This is a genomic window from Epibacterium ulvae (assembly GCF_900102795.1).
GTDB lineage: Bacteria > Pseudomonadota > Alphaproteobacteria > Rhodobacterales > Rhodobacteraceae > Epibacterium > Epibacterium ulvae.
The window spans coordinates 128,346-145,780 of sequence record NZ_FMWG01000010.1 but is presented as its reverse complement, the minus strand read 5'-3'; the positions used below and the strand labels follow the sequence as shown (position 1 = coordinate 145,780).

Genomic DNA, 17,435 nt, shown 5'->3' with positions numbered 1-17,435 from the left:
TTACTCAGTGATTTTAGACACAACGCCCGCGCCAACGGTACGGCCGCCTTCGCGGATCGCGAAGCGCAGGCCGTTTTCCATCGCGATCGGCGCGATCAGCTCAACGTCGAACTTCAGGTTGTCGCCTGGCATTACCATTTCGGTGCCCTCAGGCAGAGTAACGGTGCCGGTGACGTCAGTGGTCCGGAAGTAGAACTGTGGACGGTAGTTCGCGAAGAACGGCGTGTGACGGCCACCTTCTTCTTTGGTCAGAATGTAGGCTTCTGCTTCGAACTTGGTGTGCGGCTGAACCGAACCTGGCTTACACAGAACCTGACCACGCTCAACGCCGTCACGGTCAACGCCGCGCAGCAGGGCGCCGATGTTGTCGCCCGCTTCGCCGGAATCCAGCAGCTTGCGGAACATTTCAACACCGGTACAGGTGGTGGTGGAAGTGTCACGGATACCAACGATTTCGATGCTGTCGCCAACATTGATCACGCCGCGCTCAACACGACCGGTCACAACGGTACCACGACCAGAGATCGAGAACACGTCTTCGATTGGCATCAGGAAGGGCTGGTCAACCGCGCGCTCAGGAGTGTCGATGTACTCATCAACAGCCGCCATCAGCTCTTTGATTTTCTCTTCGCCGATTTCTGGCTTGTCGCCTTCCATCGCCGCCAGAGCAGAACCCGCTACGATTGGAATATCGTCGCCTGGGTAGTCGTAGGAAGACAGCAGCTCGCGGATTTCCATTTCCACCAGTTCCAGCAGTTCTTCATCGTCGACCTGGTCAACTTTGTTCATGAAGACAACCATTTTGGGGATGCCAACCTGGCGACCCAGCAGGATGTGCTCACGGGTTTGGGGCATTGGGCCATCAGCTGCGTTCACAACCAGGATCGCGCCGTCCATCTGCGCCGCACCGGTGATCATGTTCTTCACGTAGTCCGCGTGACCTGGGCAGTCAACGTGGGCGTAGTGACGGCCTTCGGTTTCATACTCAACGTGCGCGGTTGAGATGGTGATGCCGCGCGCTTTTTCTTCGGGTGCGCCGTCGATCTGATCGTAAGCTTTGAAGTCACCAAAGTATTTGGTGATCGCTGCCGTCAGCGTGGTTTTACCGTGGTCAACGTGGCCGATGGTGCCGATGTTAACGTGCGGTTTCGTACGCTCAAACTTTTCCTTAGCCATTCTCTTAGGCGCCTTTTGAATATTGGGGGGTCATACCGGACCCGGTTTCCTCTGCGCGCGCGGCTTACTTGGCTGCGCCACAAAAATCAAGACTTTCCGCCTCAAACGCTACGTTTGTGGCGTCAGTTCCACAGGATTTTCGATAGGTTTTTCGATAAGATCTGCTGGTGCGGGGCGCGCAAGCAGGTTTGGCACACCTTCTGATGGCGGCAGAGAATCAGTTGTCGTCGCCGCAGCGAACCAGCCCTCTGCTGCGTTTTGCTCCACCATCCAGGCTTCGATTTTGCGCACCGCATTGCGTGCCAGCCCAAGCACCTGTTCATCCACAGTGCGCGTATGACCGGCCCCTACAAAGACGCTGCCTGCGTCCGCAGTTTCAAAGACTGTGAAGGTTTCAACCTCAGAGTTCAATTTCGCCCCTGCTGCATCATCCCAGACTGTCACATTAATCGCCAACACCGACTTTGGGCTTAACACCAAGGGAACACCACCGGGGGCGACAAAGAAACCTTCGATACTGATCCCGAAATGATAAAGTTGATCACCTTCGTATTGCCCAAAGCGTGCGTCGATCTCATTTTTCAGGACATTGATCCATTGTTCGGTACTGACCTCTTTCGAGCCAGGAACAACCTGCACATTGGGCGCAACAACCACATTGTGGCCAAGGCTAAAATTGCCGAGATCCTGCAAGGGATCATCCGGTGATGCCGGCGTACAGGCAGAAACAAAGGCCAAACAAGCCAAGACGGACAAGATGCGCAGCATCAATAACTCTCCCACGGAGCGATAATCACATTCAGCCTTTGACATAGGCTGCAAGAGCAACACAGGTAAAGCCACGGAACATGAAACCCCCGCACCGGTGGCGCGAGGGTCACAAAACTTGCGGAAAACCGCCGTTTACTTGAACTTGTAGCTGCGCGGGAACCCGTAAGGGGGTCGTTTGCCCACGCTGCCGCGTTTACCCAGCCATTCTGACATATCAGGTTCATGCCGGGTTTTGCCACCGCCCATCTCCCACGAGATGCCACCCTCCCAACTAAAGGTGGCGATATCGCTCAGACCGCCGTCCAGTTCCAAAGCCCCCTGTTTGCCGCGGGCCATGTTATATTTCTGCAAGCGCACCCCTTTGCCCCGGCCCAGTTCGGGCAGTTCTTCGACGGAGAACACAAGGAATTTTCCGTTTTCCGAAACCACCGCGACGTGATCCCCCTGCACCGGCAAGCAAATCTTGGCACGTTCTTCGTCTTTGACGTTCAGGACCTGTTTACCAGATTTGGTTTGGGCAACGATGTCTTTCTCAGCGCAGATGAAGCCATTCCCAACATCAGAGGCAACAAGCAGTTTGCCTTCGGGATTGTGGATGATCAGATCAACGATTTCCACCTCGTTGGGCAGATCCACCATCAGGCGCACGGGTTCGCCCATGCCGCGGCCGCCCGGTAGGTTTGCCGCCGAAAGCGTGTAAAAGCGCCCGTTGGAGCCAAAGACCAGCAAACGATCGGTGGTTTCCGCATGGAAAATAAAACGCGGGCCATCGCCATCTTTGAACTTTAGCTCACGATTCAGATCGATATGGCCGGTCATTGCGCGAATCCACCCCATTTGAGAGCAGACAACGGTGATGGGTTCGCGCTCGATCATCGCTTCAAGGGGCACCTCTTCGATTTCGCCCACTTCGGCGAATTGAGTGCGGCGCGCGCCACCGGCGTAGTCTTTGCCAAACTGCTTTTTGGTTTCGCGGAGTTGTTCTGTGATACGTGTCCACTGGATCTCGTCAGAGCCTAACAGTTCAACCAATTCGGCACGTTCAGCGCGCAAAGCATCCCGTTCGCGCACCAGTTCGATCTCTTCCAGTTTGCGCAAAGAGCGCAAGCGCATGTTGAGAATTGCTTCGGCCTGAACCTCGCTCAGCTCACCTGTTCCGGCGGCGGGCGTGACATATTCCGCCTCGGTGAACGCGCGTGGATGATCCCGACCCCAGTCCTCGCGCATCAACGCGGCTTTGGGATCATCATCATAGCGAATGATATCAATCACCCGGTCCAGATTGAGGAAGGCAATGATAAAGCCTTCCAACACCTCAAGCCGGTGGTCGATTTTTTCCATTCGGTGCTGGCTACGGCGCTGCAGCACGTCACGGCGATGATCAAGGAACGCGCGCAGCACTTCCTTCATTGAGCAGACCTTGGGCGTGACCCCATCGATCAGCACATTCATATTGAGGCTGAAACGCGTTTCCAGATCTGAGTTGCGGAACATCATGTTCATCAGCACTTCGGGATCTACGTTCTTGGATTTGGGTTCCAGAATGATGCGAATGTCTTCGGCTGATTCATCGCGAATATCAGCGAGAATAGGCACTTTCTTCGTCTGGATCAGCTCAGCGATCTTTTCGATCAACTTGGATTTTTGCACCTGATAGGGAATTTCCGTGACAACGATCTGCCACTGGCCCCGCCCCAGATCTTCGACCTCGTACACAGAGCGCAGGCGGAAAGATCCCCGCCCGGTGCTGTAGGCCTTTGCAATGTTCTCTTTGGGTTCAACAATCACGCCGCCGGTTGGGAAATCCGGCCCCGGCACGTAGTTGAGCAATGTGTCATCCTGCGCATTCGGCGTTTTGACCAGATGAATGCAGGCATCAATCAATTCCGCAATATTGTGCGGGGGAATATTGGTCGCCATGCCCACCGCAATACCCGCAGCCCCATTGGCCAGAATATTTGGGAAAGTCGCGGGCAGAACTGCAGGTTCCTGCAAGCGGCCATCATAGTTGTCGCGAAAATCGACGGCGTCTTCGTTCAGACCTTCCAGCATTGCCTCGGCGACAAAGGTCATCCGCGCTTCTGTGTAACGCGACGCGGCCGGGTTATCGCCGTCAATATTCCCAAAGTTGCCCTGACCATCCACCAGCGGATAGCGCACGTTGAAATCCTGCGCGAGACGCGCCATCGCGTCATAGATCGCCGCATCCCCGTGAGGGTGGAAATCCCCCATCGTGTCACCTGAGATCTTCGCTGATTTCAGAAAGCCACCATTCGATCCCAGCCGCAGGCGATTCATCGCATAAAGGATGCGCCGGTGCACAGGTTTCAGGCCATCCCGCGCATCCGGCAGCGCGCGATGCATAATCGTGCTGAGCGCATAAGTCAGATAACGCTCGCCAATGGCGCGGCGCAGCGGTTCCAGGATTTCCCCCTCATCAGGGGAAGGTGGCATGTCGGGGTCTTCAACCAAGTCGCTCATGCCTCTGTGATACTGTGCCCGTTCAGCAGGGTAAAGCACTCCCAATCTCAACCATCACGCTTTTTCACGTGGGAAAGAACACTCTGTTTCCAAATTATGGGGAGCTTAAGAGATATTGTCCCCCTGCAAGGGTTTAATTTTATGTTAATATGAATCACCACAGGCGAGATTCGCTGGTGATCCTGCGCGTTGGGGGACGCGCGTCTGCTATTTTATGTATGTTAAGTGGGGAGTGTTGCACCATGTCGCTACGCTTTGTTTTGCTGTCTTTTACAGGTCTGGGATGGGCCTTTTACGAGTTAAGTGGTGGGGCGGCATTTGAGCCACCTGTGCGCGCGGTGCAAACAGCCGAGATTGCTGCAAAACCAAACGCCAATATCCCACCCATTGTTACAATAGCAGACACCTTTCCCGCACCCGTGGTCGCTGAGCCTCAAAAGGTGGCGCATGTCACCGCTGAGCGTTCGGCGGTCACACCTGATGTGACACAAGCCGTAGCGCTGACACAGGTGTCACAGCCGCTCCTCGTGCTGGGCAACACCACACCCAATCCAGCTGGTGACGAGACACAGCAGCTCAGCACATTGCAGCTGACCTCACTGGAAGGCGGTTTAGGTGCCCTGACGGAACCGCAGCCTGCAAATCAGGCTACAGAGACCGCAGCACAGGATATTCGCAAAATCCGTGGATCACGCGTCAATATGCGACAAGGTCCTGGCACGTCTTATTCCGTAATCGCCCGGCTGGTTGCGGATGAAAATGTGGTGGTTCTGGAAGACAATGGTGCGGGCTGGCTGCGGCTGAAGTCCCAAACAAATGGCCGTGTTGGCTGGATTGCGGCTTCCCTCGTGTCGCGCAAGGCTCCATAAAGACCTGCAACACATCTGCAGGAAGGGCCCGTTGTCATGCAAAAATCTCTTTTGATTACGGGCTGCTCTTCTGGGATTGGCTTGGATGCTGCTCACGGCATGCGAGATCGTGGATGGCGCGTTTTTGCCTCATGCCGCAATCAGGTAGATTGTGACCGCATGCGCACCGAAGGGTTTGAAAGCCCGTGCATAGATTACACCGATACAAAAAGCATCGAAAACGGCCTGAAAGAGGTGCTGAATGCAACCAACGGCACGCTGGATGCGTTGTTTAACAACGGCGCATATGGGCTACCGGGAGCGGTTGAAGATCTGCCAACCGAAGGCCTGCGCGAGATTTTTGAGGCGAATTTCTTTGGCTGGCATGATCTGACCCGACAAGTGATCCCAGTCATGCGCGCACAAGGCCATGGTCGCATTGTCCAAAACTCTTCTATTCTTGGCTTTGTCGCCTTTCCTTGGCGCGGGGCTTATGTTTCAACGAAATTTGCCCTTGAGGGTCTTACGGATACCCTGCGCCTTGAACTGGCAGGAACTGGTATTCATGTTGCCCTTATCGAACCGGGCCCGGTGACATCAAAGATCCGGGAAAACTCCATCCCGCATTTTGAACGCCATATCGACTGGAAAAACTCTGCGCTGCGTGACCGGTATGAAAAAAGCTTGCTAAAACGGCTGTATCACAGTTCAGGACCTGACACGTTTGAACGTCCTGCCCGTGCTGTGACGGATCGGCTTGCGCACGCGTGTGAAGCAAAACGCCCGCGCGCCCGATACTATGTTACAACACCGACCCATATCGCAGGGCGGCTGAAACGAGTTTTGAGCACGCGGGCAATTGACCGCATTCTCATGCGCCTTAGATAAGCCTAAAAGATGACAGACGCAGCGAAACAGCCTGCGCTGCCAATTCCATAGCTACAGGATCCCAAATAATGGACCTTTCCTTTTATATTCTTGGCCTTCTTGGCGTGACGGCCACCGCAATTGTGCTGGTCATTGGACTGGGGTCCTTTGGCAAAGGGGGCGCGTTCCACCGTAAGCACTCTAACACCCTGATGCGGTTGCGGCTGCTGTTTCAATTCATCGCAGTCGTTTTATTGTTGATTTTTATGTACCTGCGTCAAGGAGCCTGATCTGATGGTCGTCTTAAACAAAATCTATACGCGCACAGGCGATAAAGGGGACACCGCGCTGGGAAATGGCGAACGCGTCGCCAAACACAGCGCGCGTGTGAATGCCTATGGAACATCAGACGAATTGAACGCATTTGTTGGCGTTGCGCGCCTACATGCGGATGGCACAATAGATGAGGCGCTCTCTCGTATTCAAAATGATCTCTTTGATCTGGGTGCGGACCTTTGTCGACCAGACATGGCGAAGGATGCTGAGGCGGACTATTCCCCCCTGCGCGTTGCCCAATCACAGGTGGATCGCCTTGAAACTGAAATCGATACGATGAACAAAGACCTTGCAGCGCTGCGCAGTTTCATACTGCCGGGCGGATCAGCCTTGTCCGCACAGCTTCATGTGTGCCGTACCGTGGCGCGGCGCGCAGAACGGCTGAGCACAGAGCTGGCATTGCAAGAGGATATCAATGCTATCGCCATAACATATCTGAACCGCTTGTCAGACTGGTTCTTTGTCGCAGCCCGTGTGGCAAACGACAATGGCGCGGATGATGTTCTATGGGTTCCAGGCGCAAATCGCTGACCTCAAAACTGATCGCGCACGCAATGATTCGCAAAAATGAGAGTGCCAATGCGCAAGAATCAGTCCAATTGGATTTTTTTTCTGCACCTGCAAAGGCCTCAGGCTCTGCTAAAACGCATTGGTTTTCTTAGGCAAAATAACGCAAAAGTCGCAAACGTGACGTCGATCCACGCAAAGGTGACGATTTTGCTCTGTCACAGCTATCCGACAACCGATATCAAGACGGCGAGAGCATAGCAGCCACTCTGAAAGGTGGCTCCCTTGTTAAGGAGAAAACGCCCATGAAGGTCTTGGTGCCTGTCAAACGCGTGATTGACTATAATGTGAAAGTTCGCGTGAAAGCGGACAGCAGCGGAGTTGATCTCGCCAACGTTAAAATGTCGATGAACCCTTTCGACGAAATTGCCGTTGAAGAGGCAATCCGGCTCAAGGAAAAAGGCACTGCGAGCGAAGTTGTCGCCGTTTCTATCGGTGTCAAACAGGCGCAGGAAACGCTGCGCACCGCATTGGCCATGGGCGCGGATCGTGCCATTTTGATCAACGCTGCGGATGACGTGCACACTGATATCGAGCCTTTGGCCGTTGCGAAACTGCTGGCCAAAGTTGTTGAAGAAGAACAGCCCGGTCTGGTTCTCTGCGGCAAGCAGGCAATCGACAACGATATGAATGCAACCGGCCAGATGCTCTCTGCTTTGCTGGGATGGTCGCAGGCGACCTTTGCATCCGAAGTTGAAATCGAAGGCGAGCGCGCAAAAGTGACCCGCGAAGTTGACGGCGGCCTGCAGACGGTATCCGTCAATTTGCCGTCCATCATCAGCGTTGATCTGCGCCTGAACGAGCCCCGCTACGCTTCGCTGCCAAACATCATGAAGGCAAAGAAAAAGCCTCTGGATGAAAAGACTCCCGCAGATTACGGCGTAGATGTCTCTCCGCGTCTGACCGTGGTCGAAACCAAAGAACCGTCTGAACGCGCAGCTGGCATCAAGGTTGGCTCCGTCGACGAACTGGTTGAAAAACTCAAAGAAGCGGGGGCTGTATAATGGCTGTTCTTCTTCTCGCAGAAGTCACCGATGGCGCATTGGCGCTGGATGCAACTGCAAAAGCTGTAACCGCAGCCCAAGCACTGGGGGATGTCACCGTTCTGGCGGCAGGGTCTTCTGCTGCCGCAGCGGGCGCAGAGGCCGCTAAAATCGACGGTGTTGCAAAAGTTATGGTAGCTGAGGATGCAAGCCTTGGCCATCGTCTGGCAGAACCCACAGCGGCGCTGATCGCGGGTCTGGCAAGCGATTATAGCCATATCGTTGCCCCGGCGACCACAGATGCCAAAAACATCCTGCCCCGCGTTGCGGCGCTGCTGGATGTGATGGTGCTGTCAGATGTCAGCGCGGTTGTTGATGCCGACACATTTGAACGCCCGATCTATGCAGGCAATGCAATCCAGGTGGTCAAATCCTCTGATGCAAAGAAGGTTATCACCTTCCGCACCGCAGGTTTTGATGCAGCGGGCGCAGGCGCAGAGGCTCCGGTTGAAACCATTTCAGCGGCTGAAAACCCCGGCCTATCGGAATGGATTGAAGACAAGGTGGCTGAATCTGACCGTCCTGAACTGACATCCGCTGGCGTTGTTGTCTCTGGCGGGCGTGGTGTTGGTTCTGAAGAAGATTTTGCCATCATCGAAAAGCTTGCGGATAAGCTTGGCGCGGCTGTGGGTGCATCCCGCGCGGCTGTCGATTCAGGCTTTGCCCCTAATGATTGGCAGGTTGGTCAGACCGGTAAGGTTGTCGCACCTGAGCTGTACATCGCGGTTGGTATCTCTGGCGCGATCCAGCACCTAGCCGGTATGAAAGATAGCAAGATCATTGTTGCAATCAACAAAGACGAAGAAGCTCCAATCTTCCAGGTCGCAGACTTCGGCCTCGTCGCCGATCTCTTTGAAGCGGTGCCTGCTTTGACCGAAAAGCTTAGCTAAAACATCATAATATGTATCTGAAAAGGCCCGCCTTTGAGCGGGTCTTTTTGCATTTAAGACCCTCGCCACCCTGAGATGATTACTCAAAATATGAGGCGATTTCTTCAGCAATTTTACGATGTGTTGCAGGCCCAAGCATGAGCCGCGCCGTTGGCAATTCCAACTGCCCGTATATCATGGAGCCGATGTCGCCAGTGTCCAGAGCGGTCTGCACATCCAGCGGCACAACCGCTTCGACCGCGTTTTCCAGCGCATCGATCATATGCTGCTCTACCAATACAGGTTCCTGTGAATATTCAGTTTCAACACCCAGATCATATCGCAGCCACAGCAAGAGGACCGGCTTTGCAAACCGCTCCAAAAGCTCTTCCATACGCTGCAGCCAAACCTGTTGCAGGTGTGTTTTGACCTGCTCAAATCGCTCTGCCGATCGATCTTCGAGCAAGGTAAGCATATGTTTGTTAAAGTGGAATTCAGTGAAATCCACCTCAGGATACAGCTCTGTCAGGCGTGGGTGTGCACGTAGAAAGCGGTCATTTCGGCGTGGATGAACGCTATAAAACTCATTCGAGATATTCTGCGCGCCCATCACCTGTAACACGAGACCTTCGGCCTGCGCTGCAATTGCGCATAACCCCTCATCGCGATGGAAACTGTCCAGACCGCCATTTATAGCGGCTAGGTTTACGCATCGCAGCTTTGTAAGCTGCTCTACTTTTGCTGCAAACGGGGTTTCAACAAATCTTCCAAAGGTTTCTGTACTTCCAAGAAATGCAAGAAAAGGCTGATCCAGTTTACGCTCTGGACCACGAACAAGCAGTTTCGAATCACCATAGCTGCAAAGCGTTGCACCGCTTGTGGAAAGAGTATTGAGTTCATAGCTCATAATGGACCACCTTCATTCGGCTGAATGTCACAATGACGCGCAGGAATTGCAAATTTGCTAAATGGCAGATTTATGGAAAATCCACTCTATCTCTCTTGTACGTAGCGTTCTTGCGCCGGTAAGATCGCGCGGCAGGCAGCTGGAAAGGCGATCGCTATGGATATTGAAAGTGTTGGAGTTATTGGGGCCGGACAGATGGGCAATGGTATTGCACATGTGATGGCTTTAGCTGGCTATAACGTTGTTTTAAATGACGTAAATCAGACGGCGCTGGACACCGCACTTGTACAGATCCACAAAAACATGGCCCGTCAGGTGAGCCGTGAAAAAATCACCCAAAGCACGATGGATACAGCGATTGCGCGAATCCAAACCTCGTTATCCTTGACGGATGTCGGCGCAACTGACCTTGTCATTGAGGCCGCGACCGAACGCGAAAGCGTTAAACAAGCAATATTTGATGATTTGCTGCCACATCTGAAACCAGAAACGATTCTTACCTCGAACACCTCCTCGATCTCGATCACGCGTTTGGCCAGCCGTACAGACAGACCTGAACGATTCATGGGGTTTCATTTCATGAACCCGGTCCCCGTGATGCAACTGGTGGAATTGATCCGCGGAATTGCAACAGATGAACCCACGTTTACAGCCTGCCAACGCGTGGTGGAGCGGTTGGGGAAAACATCAGCAAGCGCGGAAGATTTCCCCGCCTTTATTGTGAACCGAATTCTGATGCCGATGATCAACGAAGCGGTGTATACGTTGTATGAGGGTGTTGGCTCGGTAAAATCGATTGATGAATCAATGAAGCTGGGTGCAAATCACCCCATGGGGCCGCTGGAGCTGGCAGATTTCATCGGGTTGGACACCTGCCTTGCGATTATGAACGTTCTGCATGATGGGCTGGCTGATACCAAGTATCGCCCCTGCCCGCTGCTGACGAAATATGTTGAAGCTGGTTGGTTAGGCCGCAAAACACAGCGTGGGTTTTATGATTACCGCGGTGAAACACCCGTTCCAACGCGCTAGACTTAGAACAAACCACAATGCGTCGCGCCAGTTTTACAGTCCTGTAGCAGTCTCAGAGAGACACTACAGGAGATGTAACGAATGGCGCGGCGCATTGATTTTGAACGTTTTACGGAAAGTCAGAACAACACTCCACCGGATCGGTTGGGAACCCGTTATGATACAAAGGGGTTCCGACCAGAGGCTGGCAACACTGTGCTATGCCACCTGGACAACAGCGCGTTGCGACATCGCGCTATTCTTGAAACCAGAGCCCGTCTTCAAGAACTGCTGCCTGATCATCTAATATTTACTCCAGCGAGCAGTCTCCATATGACAGTGTTTGAAGGCGTGGTGGAGACGCGGCGTACTTTGGATGCCTGGCCCAAAGGGCTAGCACCTGATGCATCTATTCCGGCTGCAACCCAACACGTCATGCCACATTTGCAGCAGTTTGAAGCACCTGGCGATTTTACCGTATGCCCAGTGGGTATAAGCCCACGAGGGCTGTATCTGGACGGGGTAACATCAGCAGATCGGGATATAATGCGCAAATGGCGCGATGCGTTGACTGAACCGTTTGGTTATCGTCAGGCGACACATGATACATATGCGTTTCATATGACTTTTGCCTATATGCTGGACTGGCTTCCAGATACGCAACTTGCACCACTGGAAAGGCATGCGGAAGAGCTTCTAGCGCACCTTATCGCACAGGCGCCACATATACCGCTACGCCGCCCAGCGTTTTGCACTTTTGAGGACATGACACATTTTGAAGAGATCTTAACGCTATAGCGCACCTCCCTCATTTCAAAGCGTGTCAGCTTTCACTCTTTGCGCCAAGCGCCAACGTGTGCTCTCGCAGCCAAGCCATGAAACCGCGCGGGTCACTTTGCAATTGTTCCATCTGCTCATCTGTCAGCGGTTCACCAACAACAGGAGCCTGAGGTTTGTTGCAAGAGCGCACGATTTCATGCAGCAGCAAACCTTGACGCAGGATTGGTGAAACCTGATTGGCGATTTGATAGGCGCGCGAATTTGACCCCGGAAAGAACATTGGCACAACGCGGGCTCCTGAACGGCGGATCAGCTGCGCGGTGAAAACATTCCATTCTCGTTCAATCGCTGGACCAAACCAGCTATCCGAAGAGCTGACGACGCCAGAAGGGAACAAAGCCACCACTCCGCCTGCTTTGAGATGCGCCATGGTTTTTGCACGCATATCAACCATCTTGCGTTGTGCTTCTGGATCATGCGGAAAGGGCACGGGAATCATGAAAGAGGTTGCGGCCTCATCCAGTCCTGTCAGAACCGAGCGGGTGAGAATGCGATAATCTTCGCGCACACGACCGATCAAATCTGCAAAGATCATTCCGTCAACCATACCATGGGGGTGATTGGCGACCACCACAACTGGGCCTTCCTTTGGGATACGGTTAATCTGCTCCTCTGGGGTCTGCAGATCAATGCCCATGATATTCAAGGCACCCCGCCAGAACCGCTGACCGCGATAAACCGCGTTTTGCTTTTCGAACCGGTTTACCATGCGCAGAATCTTTAGCTTGCCGGTCATCCACTCGATCGATTTGATCGCAAGCGAGGTCCAGCGGTCATCAAAAGAGTTCGCATAGGTCAACGTGCGACGATCATAGACTTCGCCGGTCTCAACCTCGTTCGGTGGAGTGGCGTCTGAATTTCTATCGTGCGTGGTGTCCGCCAATGTGTCGTTCCTGTCTTCGCGGCAAAGCCATCTTCGCAGTTTAGAAGCCTTCACCGAATTTGTCAGCCACCAAGGACTGCAAAGCATCTGCAAGCGCATCCGCGTCTGGCCCTGAGGTCTCGACGTCAATAGTCGTTCCTTTGGAGGCTGCCAACATCAAAAGCCCCATAATACTATCACCGGACGCAGAGAGGCCATCGCGTGACACTTCTGCCGTTGCGTCAAAACCGTCGACAACTTCAACCAATTTGGCCGACGCACGCGCATGCAGCCCTTTTTCATTCACAATCTTCAGTGTTTTCTTAGCCATCTACCGTGCCTATGCCCCATCAGGGGTGATATTTTGACAATTGATATATTTGCGCCCCGCATCCAGCGCCCGATGCACACATTCGGTCAATGGCAGATTGCGGGTTTTGGCGAGCTTTATCAGCATCGGCAGATTCGCCCCATATAAGATACGGCGATCTGGCGGCCAACAAGCGCGCAACGACAAATTCGAAGGAGATCCACCAAACAGATCCGTCACAATTACAACACCGCTACCGGAATCAACTGACTCCGCTGCGGAACAAATTTCCTGCTGCTTTTTCTCGCGGTCACATTCAGCACTGATACGTATGGATTCTACTTTGGGCAGTGGTCCCACCACATGCTCCATCGCGGCCCGATACTCCTGAGCCAAGCCTCCATGTGCAACGATGACAATTCCGATCAACCCGGTTCCTCACATTTAACGCTGGCTTTGCAGCTCGCGGTGACTAATTGACACCTGTGCCGCATCTTCTGCAAGGGCTTTGGCGAGAGTTTCTGCCAGTGTCACAGATCGATGTTGCCCTCCTGTACAGCCAAACGCAATTGAGAGATGTGATTTTCCCTCTTCGCGGTAGGCGGGCAAAAGGAATCGCGTCATATCCAGAACCCGGTCAAAGAATGCATCAAACCGGGCGTCATTCTTAACGTAACTCTGAACCTGATAATCCTGACCGTTCAAAGCGCGCAGCTCGACCTGCCAATAAGGGTTTTTCAGGAAGCGGCAATCAAAGACCAGATCACTGGCAAAGGGCACACCACGCTTATAAGAGAAACTCTGGATAGAGACGGCGAGAGACCGCCCCTCTGGCGCGAACCACTTTTCGATTTCGGCCCGTGCCTGATGCACATTCATCTGCGAGGTTTCGAGCAAAATATCCGCGCGGGACCGGATATCGCTCATCAATTCCAACTCTCGGCGCACCCCGACTTCCAGTGATTCTTCAGGCGCCAATGGATGCCGTCGTCGGGTTTCCGAAAATCGTCGCAACAACACATCCACACGAGCATCGAGATAAAGCACCGTCAAACGCACATCTTCGCGTTCTTCAATCATTGAGATGGCGCCCAGCAGCGCCGCGGTTGAAAAATCTCTATTCCGAGAATCAAGCCCTAAAGCCAAAGGTCTAGGTGTAGCCGCACTGTTCACCAACCCTGGCAGAAGGCTGAAAGGTAGATTGTCGATCGCTTCAAAACCTAGATCTTCCAATACGTTAATTGCAGTCGTCCGTCCCGCCCCTGATGGGCCGGTAACAAGAACAATTTCCCGTTCTGGTGTTTCAAACTGGGTCATCAGGATCCAACATGCCCCCTTTCAGGAACTGAACAAATGCTGCCGCAGCATAGGTCGCTTTGATCTGGTAAAATAGCGGGACCTCGTGACCCAACAGGTTTGTGAAGCGCCGTGCAGGCAAACGGCTGGCTTCTATTTGGTCCATCGACAGCACTGCACATATACGCGCCTCAGCAGAGACATTGGCATACAAAATCCCAAGCCCCCGCGCTTCGATCATGCCTTTTAACGTTTCTGGAGCAGCCGCGCGCAGGCAATCTTGGTCGCACCACACCCTCACCCGGTCATCCGAGATAAGATTAGCCCCCAGAGCCATCATTTGTAACGCAAAACCAGATTTCCCGCTACCAGACGCCCCCATAATAAGAAGGGCCCGCCCGTTGATCGCCACACAAGAGGCGTGCACGATCCTTGGCCCATCCGTCATCAGTTACAAAGGCAAACCAACAACAAACCGCGCGCCCAATGGTTCAGACGTGACATCAGCGGCCGTTGGGCGGATATTTTCTGCCCATATCACCCCACCATGCGCCTCGACAATCTGTTTTGAAATCGCCAGGCCAAGGCCCGAGTTATTGCCGAAATGTTCAACCGGACGGTGGGAGTAGAAACGTTTAAAGATCTTGGCCAACGATTGATCCGGAATGCCCGGCCCTGTGTCTTCAACCACGACGAGCACGCGATTATCGCGACGCCGCGCCCATACACGAATGGCATCGCCCTCCTCACAGAATGAAGTTGCATTGGTGATCAGGTTTACAAAAACCTGCGCCAGACGCGCTTCAAGGCCGTGCAGCATAATCGGTTGCGGCGGGAGATCCGTGATATAATCAATCCCCTTCGAGCGTGCATCCTCACCCAAGAATTGATTGAGGTTTTCCAGCATCTTCAGGAGATCGAACTCTTCTTCCTCTTCCTTCACCAGTTCTGCATCCAGACGGGAGGCATTGGAAATATCACTCACCAGACGATCCAGACGGCGCACATCATGCTCGATCACATCCATCAGCTTTTCGCGCTGATCGTCCCGTTTGACCATGCGCAGCGTGCCGACTGCAGATTGCAGGCTTGCCAGCGGGTTTTTGATCTCGTGAGCGACATCGGCTGCAAATTGTTCGTTGCTGTCAATACGCATATAAAGCGCTTTGACCATACCGCGCAATGCGCGGCTCAACCGGCCCAATTCATCAGGGCGCGCACTAAGGTCAGGAATACGAACCCGTCCTGCTTTAGCTTTTCGTGCGTTGCGATCCTTACCAACCTCAGCGGCTTCGGCAAGATCTGAAAGTGGATTTGCAATGGTAGAGGCCAACACAAGGCTTAATCCAATTGAAACAAGAATAGCCACAACAAACAGTTGCAACACGCGTTCGCGTTGAGCTTTGACCAGCGCGTCAATCTCTCCGGTTGGAGAGGCCAATGCAACGGCGCCAACAACAGTCTGCCCCTGCATAATTGGCGCAACAGCTGCAAACACACGCCCTTGCCCCGTATCCAGAATAGACTGCGTGATCTGGCGCTCGCCGACTGCGGAGCCAACAAGCGGCAAAAGACCACTTGCAAGAGTAGACTCTTGATCCGCAGAAACATTCGTCCGCGCACCCGCTACAAAAACCCAAAGACGGGCCAGACTATCGGTCAGGATAGTACTGCCACGATTGGCTTCTATTTCTGCATTCAACAAGCCACTTTCATAAGTGCCCTGCGCCTGTGCAACAAGTCCGCCTTTTGGGTCGAACACCCGAACATCAACACCATCCCGCAAATTGATGCCTGCGAGCGTTTCAGCCGGGTTGAGCCCTTCGGGCGCGGCTAGATCAACGGGTGTCTCTGTGGGCAATTGGCCTTCAAACACGTCCGAAACTAGCATCGCTTCTGACATCAGTGCAGTTGCACGTTGTAATACCAAGCTTTGCTGGGAAGAATTCAGATACAATACGCCCGCCACAAGCAGCGTAATCGCAATCAAATTGAACGTAATGATTTTACGCGTCAACGGAGACCTGCGCAAAGACAGAAATCCACGACGCGCGCGCTTTGCCTGCATTTCCCGCTCAACCGAGGTGGCCGGCGCGACCCAATCGTCGCCCAGCACAACATCATCGCCGGAATGGCCTTGTGTCAGCCCGGTATCACGCATGGGGCTTCCTCTCTGATGCGCCGATCAGGCTTATTCTTCGTTATAGCGGTAACCAATACCATACAGGGTTTCGATCGCCGAGAAATCTGAATCAACCGTCCGCATCTTTTTGCGCAGACGTTTAATATGGCTATCGATGGTTCGGTCATCCACATAGACCTGATCATCATAGGCCACATCCATCAATTGGTCACGGCTTTTCACAAACCCCGGACGCTGTGCCAGCGCCTGCAGCAGTAGAAATTCAGTAACGGTCAACGAGACATCACGACCACGCCAGCTGACCGCATGGCGCAACGGGTCCATACGCAGATGGCCGCGCTCCATCACCTTGGTTTCAGGTGTTGTAACGGTAACGTCTTCGCTTTGGGCTTCCTGGCGGCGCAACAGCGCGCGAATGCGTTCAACTAGCAAACGTTGCGAGAACGGTTTCTTGACGTAGTCATCTGCGCCCATGCGCAGGCCAAGAACCTCATCAATCTCATCATCTTTGGAGGTCAGAAAGATCACGGGCATCTGCGTTTTCTGGCGCAGGCGCTGCAAAAGATCCATACCGTCCATCCGCGGCATCTTGATGTCCAGCACGGCCATATCTGGCAACTTTTTATTGAAGGCGTCTAACGCCGCCTGACCATCATTATAAGTCTCAACTTCAAATCCCTCGGCTTCCAACGTCATCGCAACGGAAGTGAGGATGTTTCTGTCGTCATCGACCAATGCAATTTTTGACATGGGGTGCACCCTTAGAGCTACTCGTTCTCGTTATTTTGTTTTTAACTTTCATCGCCGGAGTCCCGAACCGAATCAATCCCAATTCAAGAATCAGACGATAATTTGGCAAAGGTGACACAAAAATGCCTTACCAATCGTTGCGATTGTCTCATTAAACTTTCCGATCGTCATCATTGTTTGCGTTAAAGGATCAATGGTTGCGCTAAAGGCTTTCTTGGTTGCGCTAACTGCACCACCGACCACTATTTTTTGCTAAAACCATCGTGTTAAGAGGCAAACCACCGGAGCACTCTCTGGTAATTTTGCCCCCGGGGCGTAGCAAGTTTTCCTGCGCCTCAAACGCCGCTACAGGAGAAAA

19 protein-coding genes are annotated in these 17,435 nt (G+C 53.3%); 8 read left to right on the top strand and 11 right to left on the bottom strand.

Annotated features, from left to right (window positions below; translation table 11 throughout):
* The 3 genes from tuf to BLP79_RS15185 all read right to left on the bottom strand — a co-directional run bounded on the left by tuf (nucleotide 1) and on the right by BLP79_RS15185 (nucleotide 4,428).
* Complete coding sequence (gene tuf, locus BLP79_RS15195; RefSeq protein ID WP_090218782.1) at nucleotides 1–1,176, bottom strand: elongation factor Tu; 1,176 nt, start codon at nucleotides 1,174–1,176, stop codon at nucleotides 1–3.
* A gap of 108 nt (nucleotides 1,177–1,284) precedes the next feature.
* Entirely contained in the window at nucleotides 1,285–1,944 is a 660-nt protein-coding gene (locus BLP79_RS15190) for a hypothetical protein (RefSeq protein ID WP_232716575.1), read from the bottom strand.
* A gap of 135 nt (nucleotides 1,945–2,079) precedes the next feature.
* Nucleotides 2,080–4,428 (bottom strand): DNA topoisomerase IV subunit A, encoded by a 2,349-nt coding sequence (locus tag BLP79_RS15185; protein ID WP_090220388.1) that lies wholly within the window; start codon nucleotides 4,426–4,428, stop codon nucleotides 2,080–2,082.
* Nucleotides 4,429–4,670: 242 nt separating this feature from the next.
* On the opposite strand from BLP79_RS15185, the gene BLP79_RS15180 reads away from it, so the two are divergent.
* The 6 genes from BLP79_RS15180 to BLP79_RS15155 all read left to right on the top strand — a co-directional run bounded on the left by BLP79_RS15180 (nucleotide 4,671) and on the right by BLP79_RS15155 (nucleotide 8,979).
* Nucleotides 4,671–5,297: an SH3 domain-containing protein gene (locus BLP79_RS15180; protein WP_090220386.1), complete on the top strand. Its 627-nt coding sequence runs from the start codon at nucleotides 4,671–4,673 to the stop codon at nucleotides 5,295–5,297.
* A 36-nt stretch (nucleotides 5,298–5,333) separates the two neighbouring features.
* A complete protein-coding gene (locus BLP79_RS15175) occupies nucleotides 5,334–6,164 on the top strand; it encodes an SDR family NAD(P)-dependent oxidoreductase (protein WP_090220385.1) in 831 nt (276 codons plus the stop codon).
* Between the two features lie 68 nt (nucleotides 6,165–6,232).
* Nucleotides 6,233–6,433 carry a twin transmembrane helix small protein gene (locus BLP79_RS15170; protein WP_090220384.1) on the top strand — a complete coding sequence of 67 codons (201 nt, stop codon included), beginning with the start codon at nucleotides 6,233–6,235 and terminating at the stop codon, nucleotides 6,431–6,433.
* A gap of 4 nt (nucleotides 6,434–6,437) precedes the next feature.
* Nucleotides 6,438–7,010 carry a cob(I)yrinic acid a,c-diamide adenosyltransferase gene (locus tag BLP79_RS15165; protein ID WP_090220383.1) on the top strand — a complete coding sequence of 191 codons (573 nt, stop codon included), beginning with the start codon at nucleotides 6,438–6,440 and terminating at the stop codon, nucleotides 7,008–7,010.
* A 281-nt stretch (nucleotides 7,011–7,291) separates the two neighbouring features.
* The gene (locus BLP79_RS15160; RefSeq protein WP_090220382.1) at nucleotides 7,292–8,050 is read left to right on the top strand and encodes an electron transfer flavoprotein subunit beta/FixA family protein; all 759 of its coding nucleotides are present in this window, start codon (nucleotides 7,292–7,294) and stop codon (nucleotides 8,048–8,050) included.
* Nucleotides 8,050–8,979, top strand: a complete 930-nt coding sequence (locus tag BLP79_RS15155) for an electron transfer flavoprotein subunit alpha/FixB family protein (protein WP_090220381.1) — start codon at nucleotides 8,050–8,052, stop codon at nucleotides 8,977–8,979. The genes BLP79_RS15160 and BLP79_RS15155 overlap by 1 nt, the downstream gene beginning before the upstream one ends.
* A 79-nt stretch (nucleotides 8,980–9,058) precedes the next feature.
* Here BLP79_RS15155 and BLP79_RS15150 read toward each other — a convergent pair whose 3' ends face one another.
* The gene (locus tag BLP79_RS15150; protein ID WP_090220379.1) at nucleotides 9,059–9,865 is read right to left on the bottom strand and encodes a DUF6473 family protein; all 807 of its coding nucleotides are present in this window, start codon (nucleotides 9,863–9,865) and stop codon (nucleotides 9,059–9,061) included.
* 156 nt (nucleotides 9,866–10,021) lie between these two features.
* Between BLP79_RS15150 and BLP79_RS15145 the strand changes: the two genes are divergently transcribed.
* Nucleotides 10,022–10,897: a 3-hydroxybutyryl-CoA dehydrogenase gene (locus BLP79_RS15145; protein WP_090220377.1), complete on the top strand. Its 876-nt coding sequence runs from the start codon at nucleotides 10,022–10,024 to the stop codon at nucleotides 10,895–10,897.
* An 81-nt stretch (nucleotides 10,898–10,978) separates the two neighbouring features.
* Nucleotides 10,979–11,674, top strand: a complete 696-nt coding sequence (locus tag BLP79_RS15140; RefSeq protein ID WP_090220375.1) for a DUF1868 domain-containing protein — start codon at nucleotides 10,979–10,981, stop codon at nucleotides 11,672–11,674.
* A 25-nt stretch (nucleotides 11,675–11,699) separates the two neighbouring features.
* Here the strand turns inward: BLP79_RS15140 and BLP79_RS15135 are convergent, their stop codons facing one another.
* The 7 genes from BLP79_RS15135 to BLP79_RS15105 are packed head-to-tail and all read right to left on the bottom strand — an operon-like array spanning nucleotide 11,700 to nucleotide 17,077.
* Complete coding sequence (locus tag BLP79_RS15135; protein WP_090220373.1) at nucleotides 11,700–12,599, bottom strand: lysophospholipid acyltransferase family protein; 900 nt, start codon at nucleotides 12,597–12,599, stop codon at nucleotides 11,700–11,702.
* Between the two features lie 40 nt (nucleotides 12,600–12,639).
* Nucleotides 12,640–12,909 carry an HPr family phosphocarrier protein gene (locus BLP79_RS15130; protein ID WP_090220371.1) on the bottom strand — a complete coding sequence of 90 codons (270 nt, stop codon included), beginning with the start codon at nucleotides 12,907–12,909 and terminating at the stop codon, nucleotides 12,640–12,642.
* Between the two features lie 9 nt (nucleotides 12,910–12,918).
* Entirely contained in the window at nucleotides 12,919–13,317 is a 399-nt protein-coding gene (locus tag BLP79_RS15125; protein WP_090220369.1) for a PTS sugar transporter subunit IIA, read from the bottom strand.
* A 15-nt stretch (nucleotides 13,318–13,332) separates the two neighbouring features.
* Entirely contained in the window at nucleotides 13,333–14,205 is an 873-nt protein-coding gene (gene rapZ / locus BLP79_RS15120; RefSeq protein WP_090220367.1) for an RNase adapter RapZ, read from the bottom strand.
* Nucleotides 14,192–14,611, bottom strand: coding sequence for an HPr kinase/phosphorylase (locus BLP79_RS15115; RefSeq protein ID WP_232716577.1), 420 nt, complete (start codon nucleotides 14,609–14,611; stop codon nucleotides 14,192–14,194). Before BLP79_RS15115 ends, rapZ begins: the two co-directional genes overlap by 14 nt.
* Before the next feature lie 24 nt (nucleotides 14,612–14,635).
* Nucleotides 14,636–16,345 carry a sensor histidine kinase gene (locus tag BLP79_RS15110; RefSeq protein WP_090220364.1) on the bottom strand — a complete coding sequence of 570 codons (1,710 nt, stop codon included), beginning with the start codon at nucleotides 16,343–16,345 and terminating at the stop codon, nucleotides 14,636–14,638.
* A gap of 30 nt (nucleotides 16,346–16,375) precedes the next feature.
* Entirely contained in the window at nucleotides 16,376–17,077 is a 702-nt protein-coding gene (locus BLP79_RS15105; protein ID WP_090220362.1) for a response regulator transcription factor, read from the bottom strand.
* Between the last annotated feature and the right edge of the window lie 358 nt (nucleotides 17,078–17,435).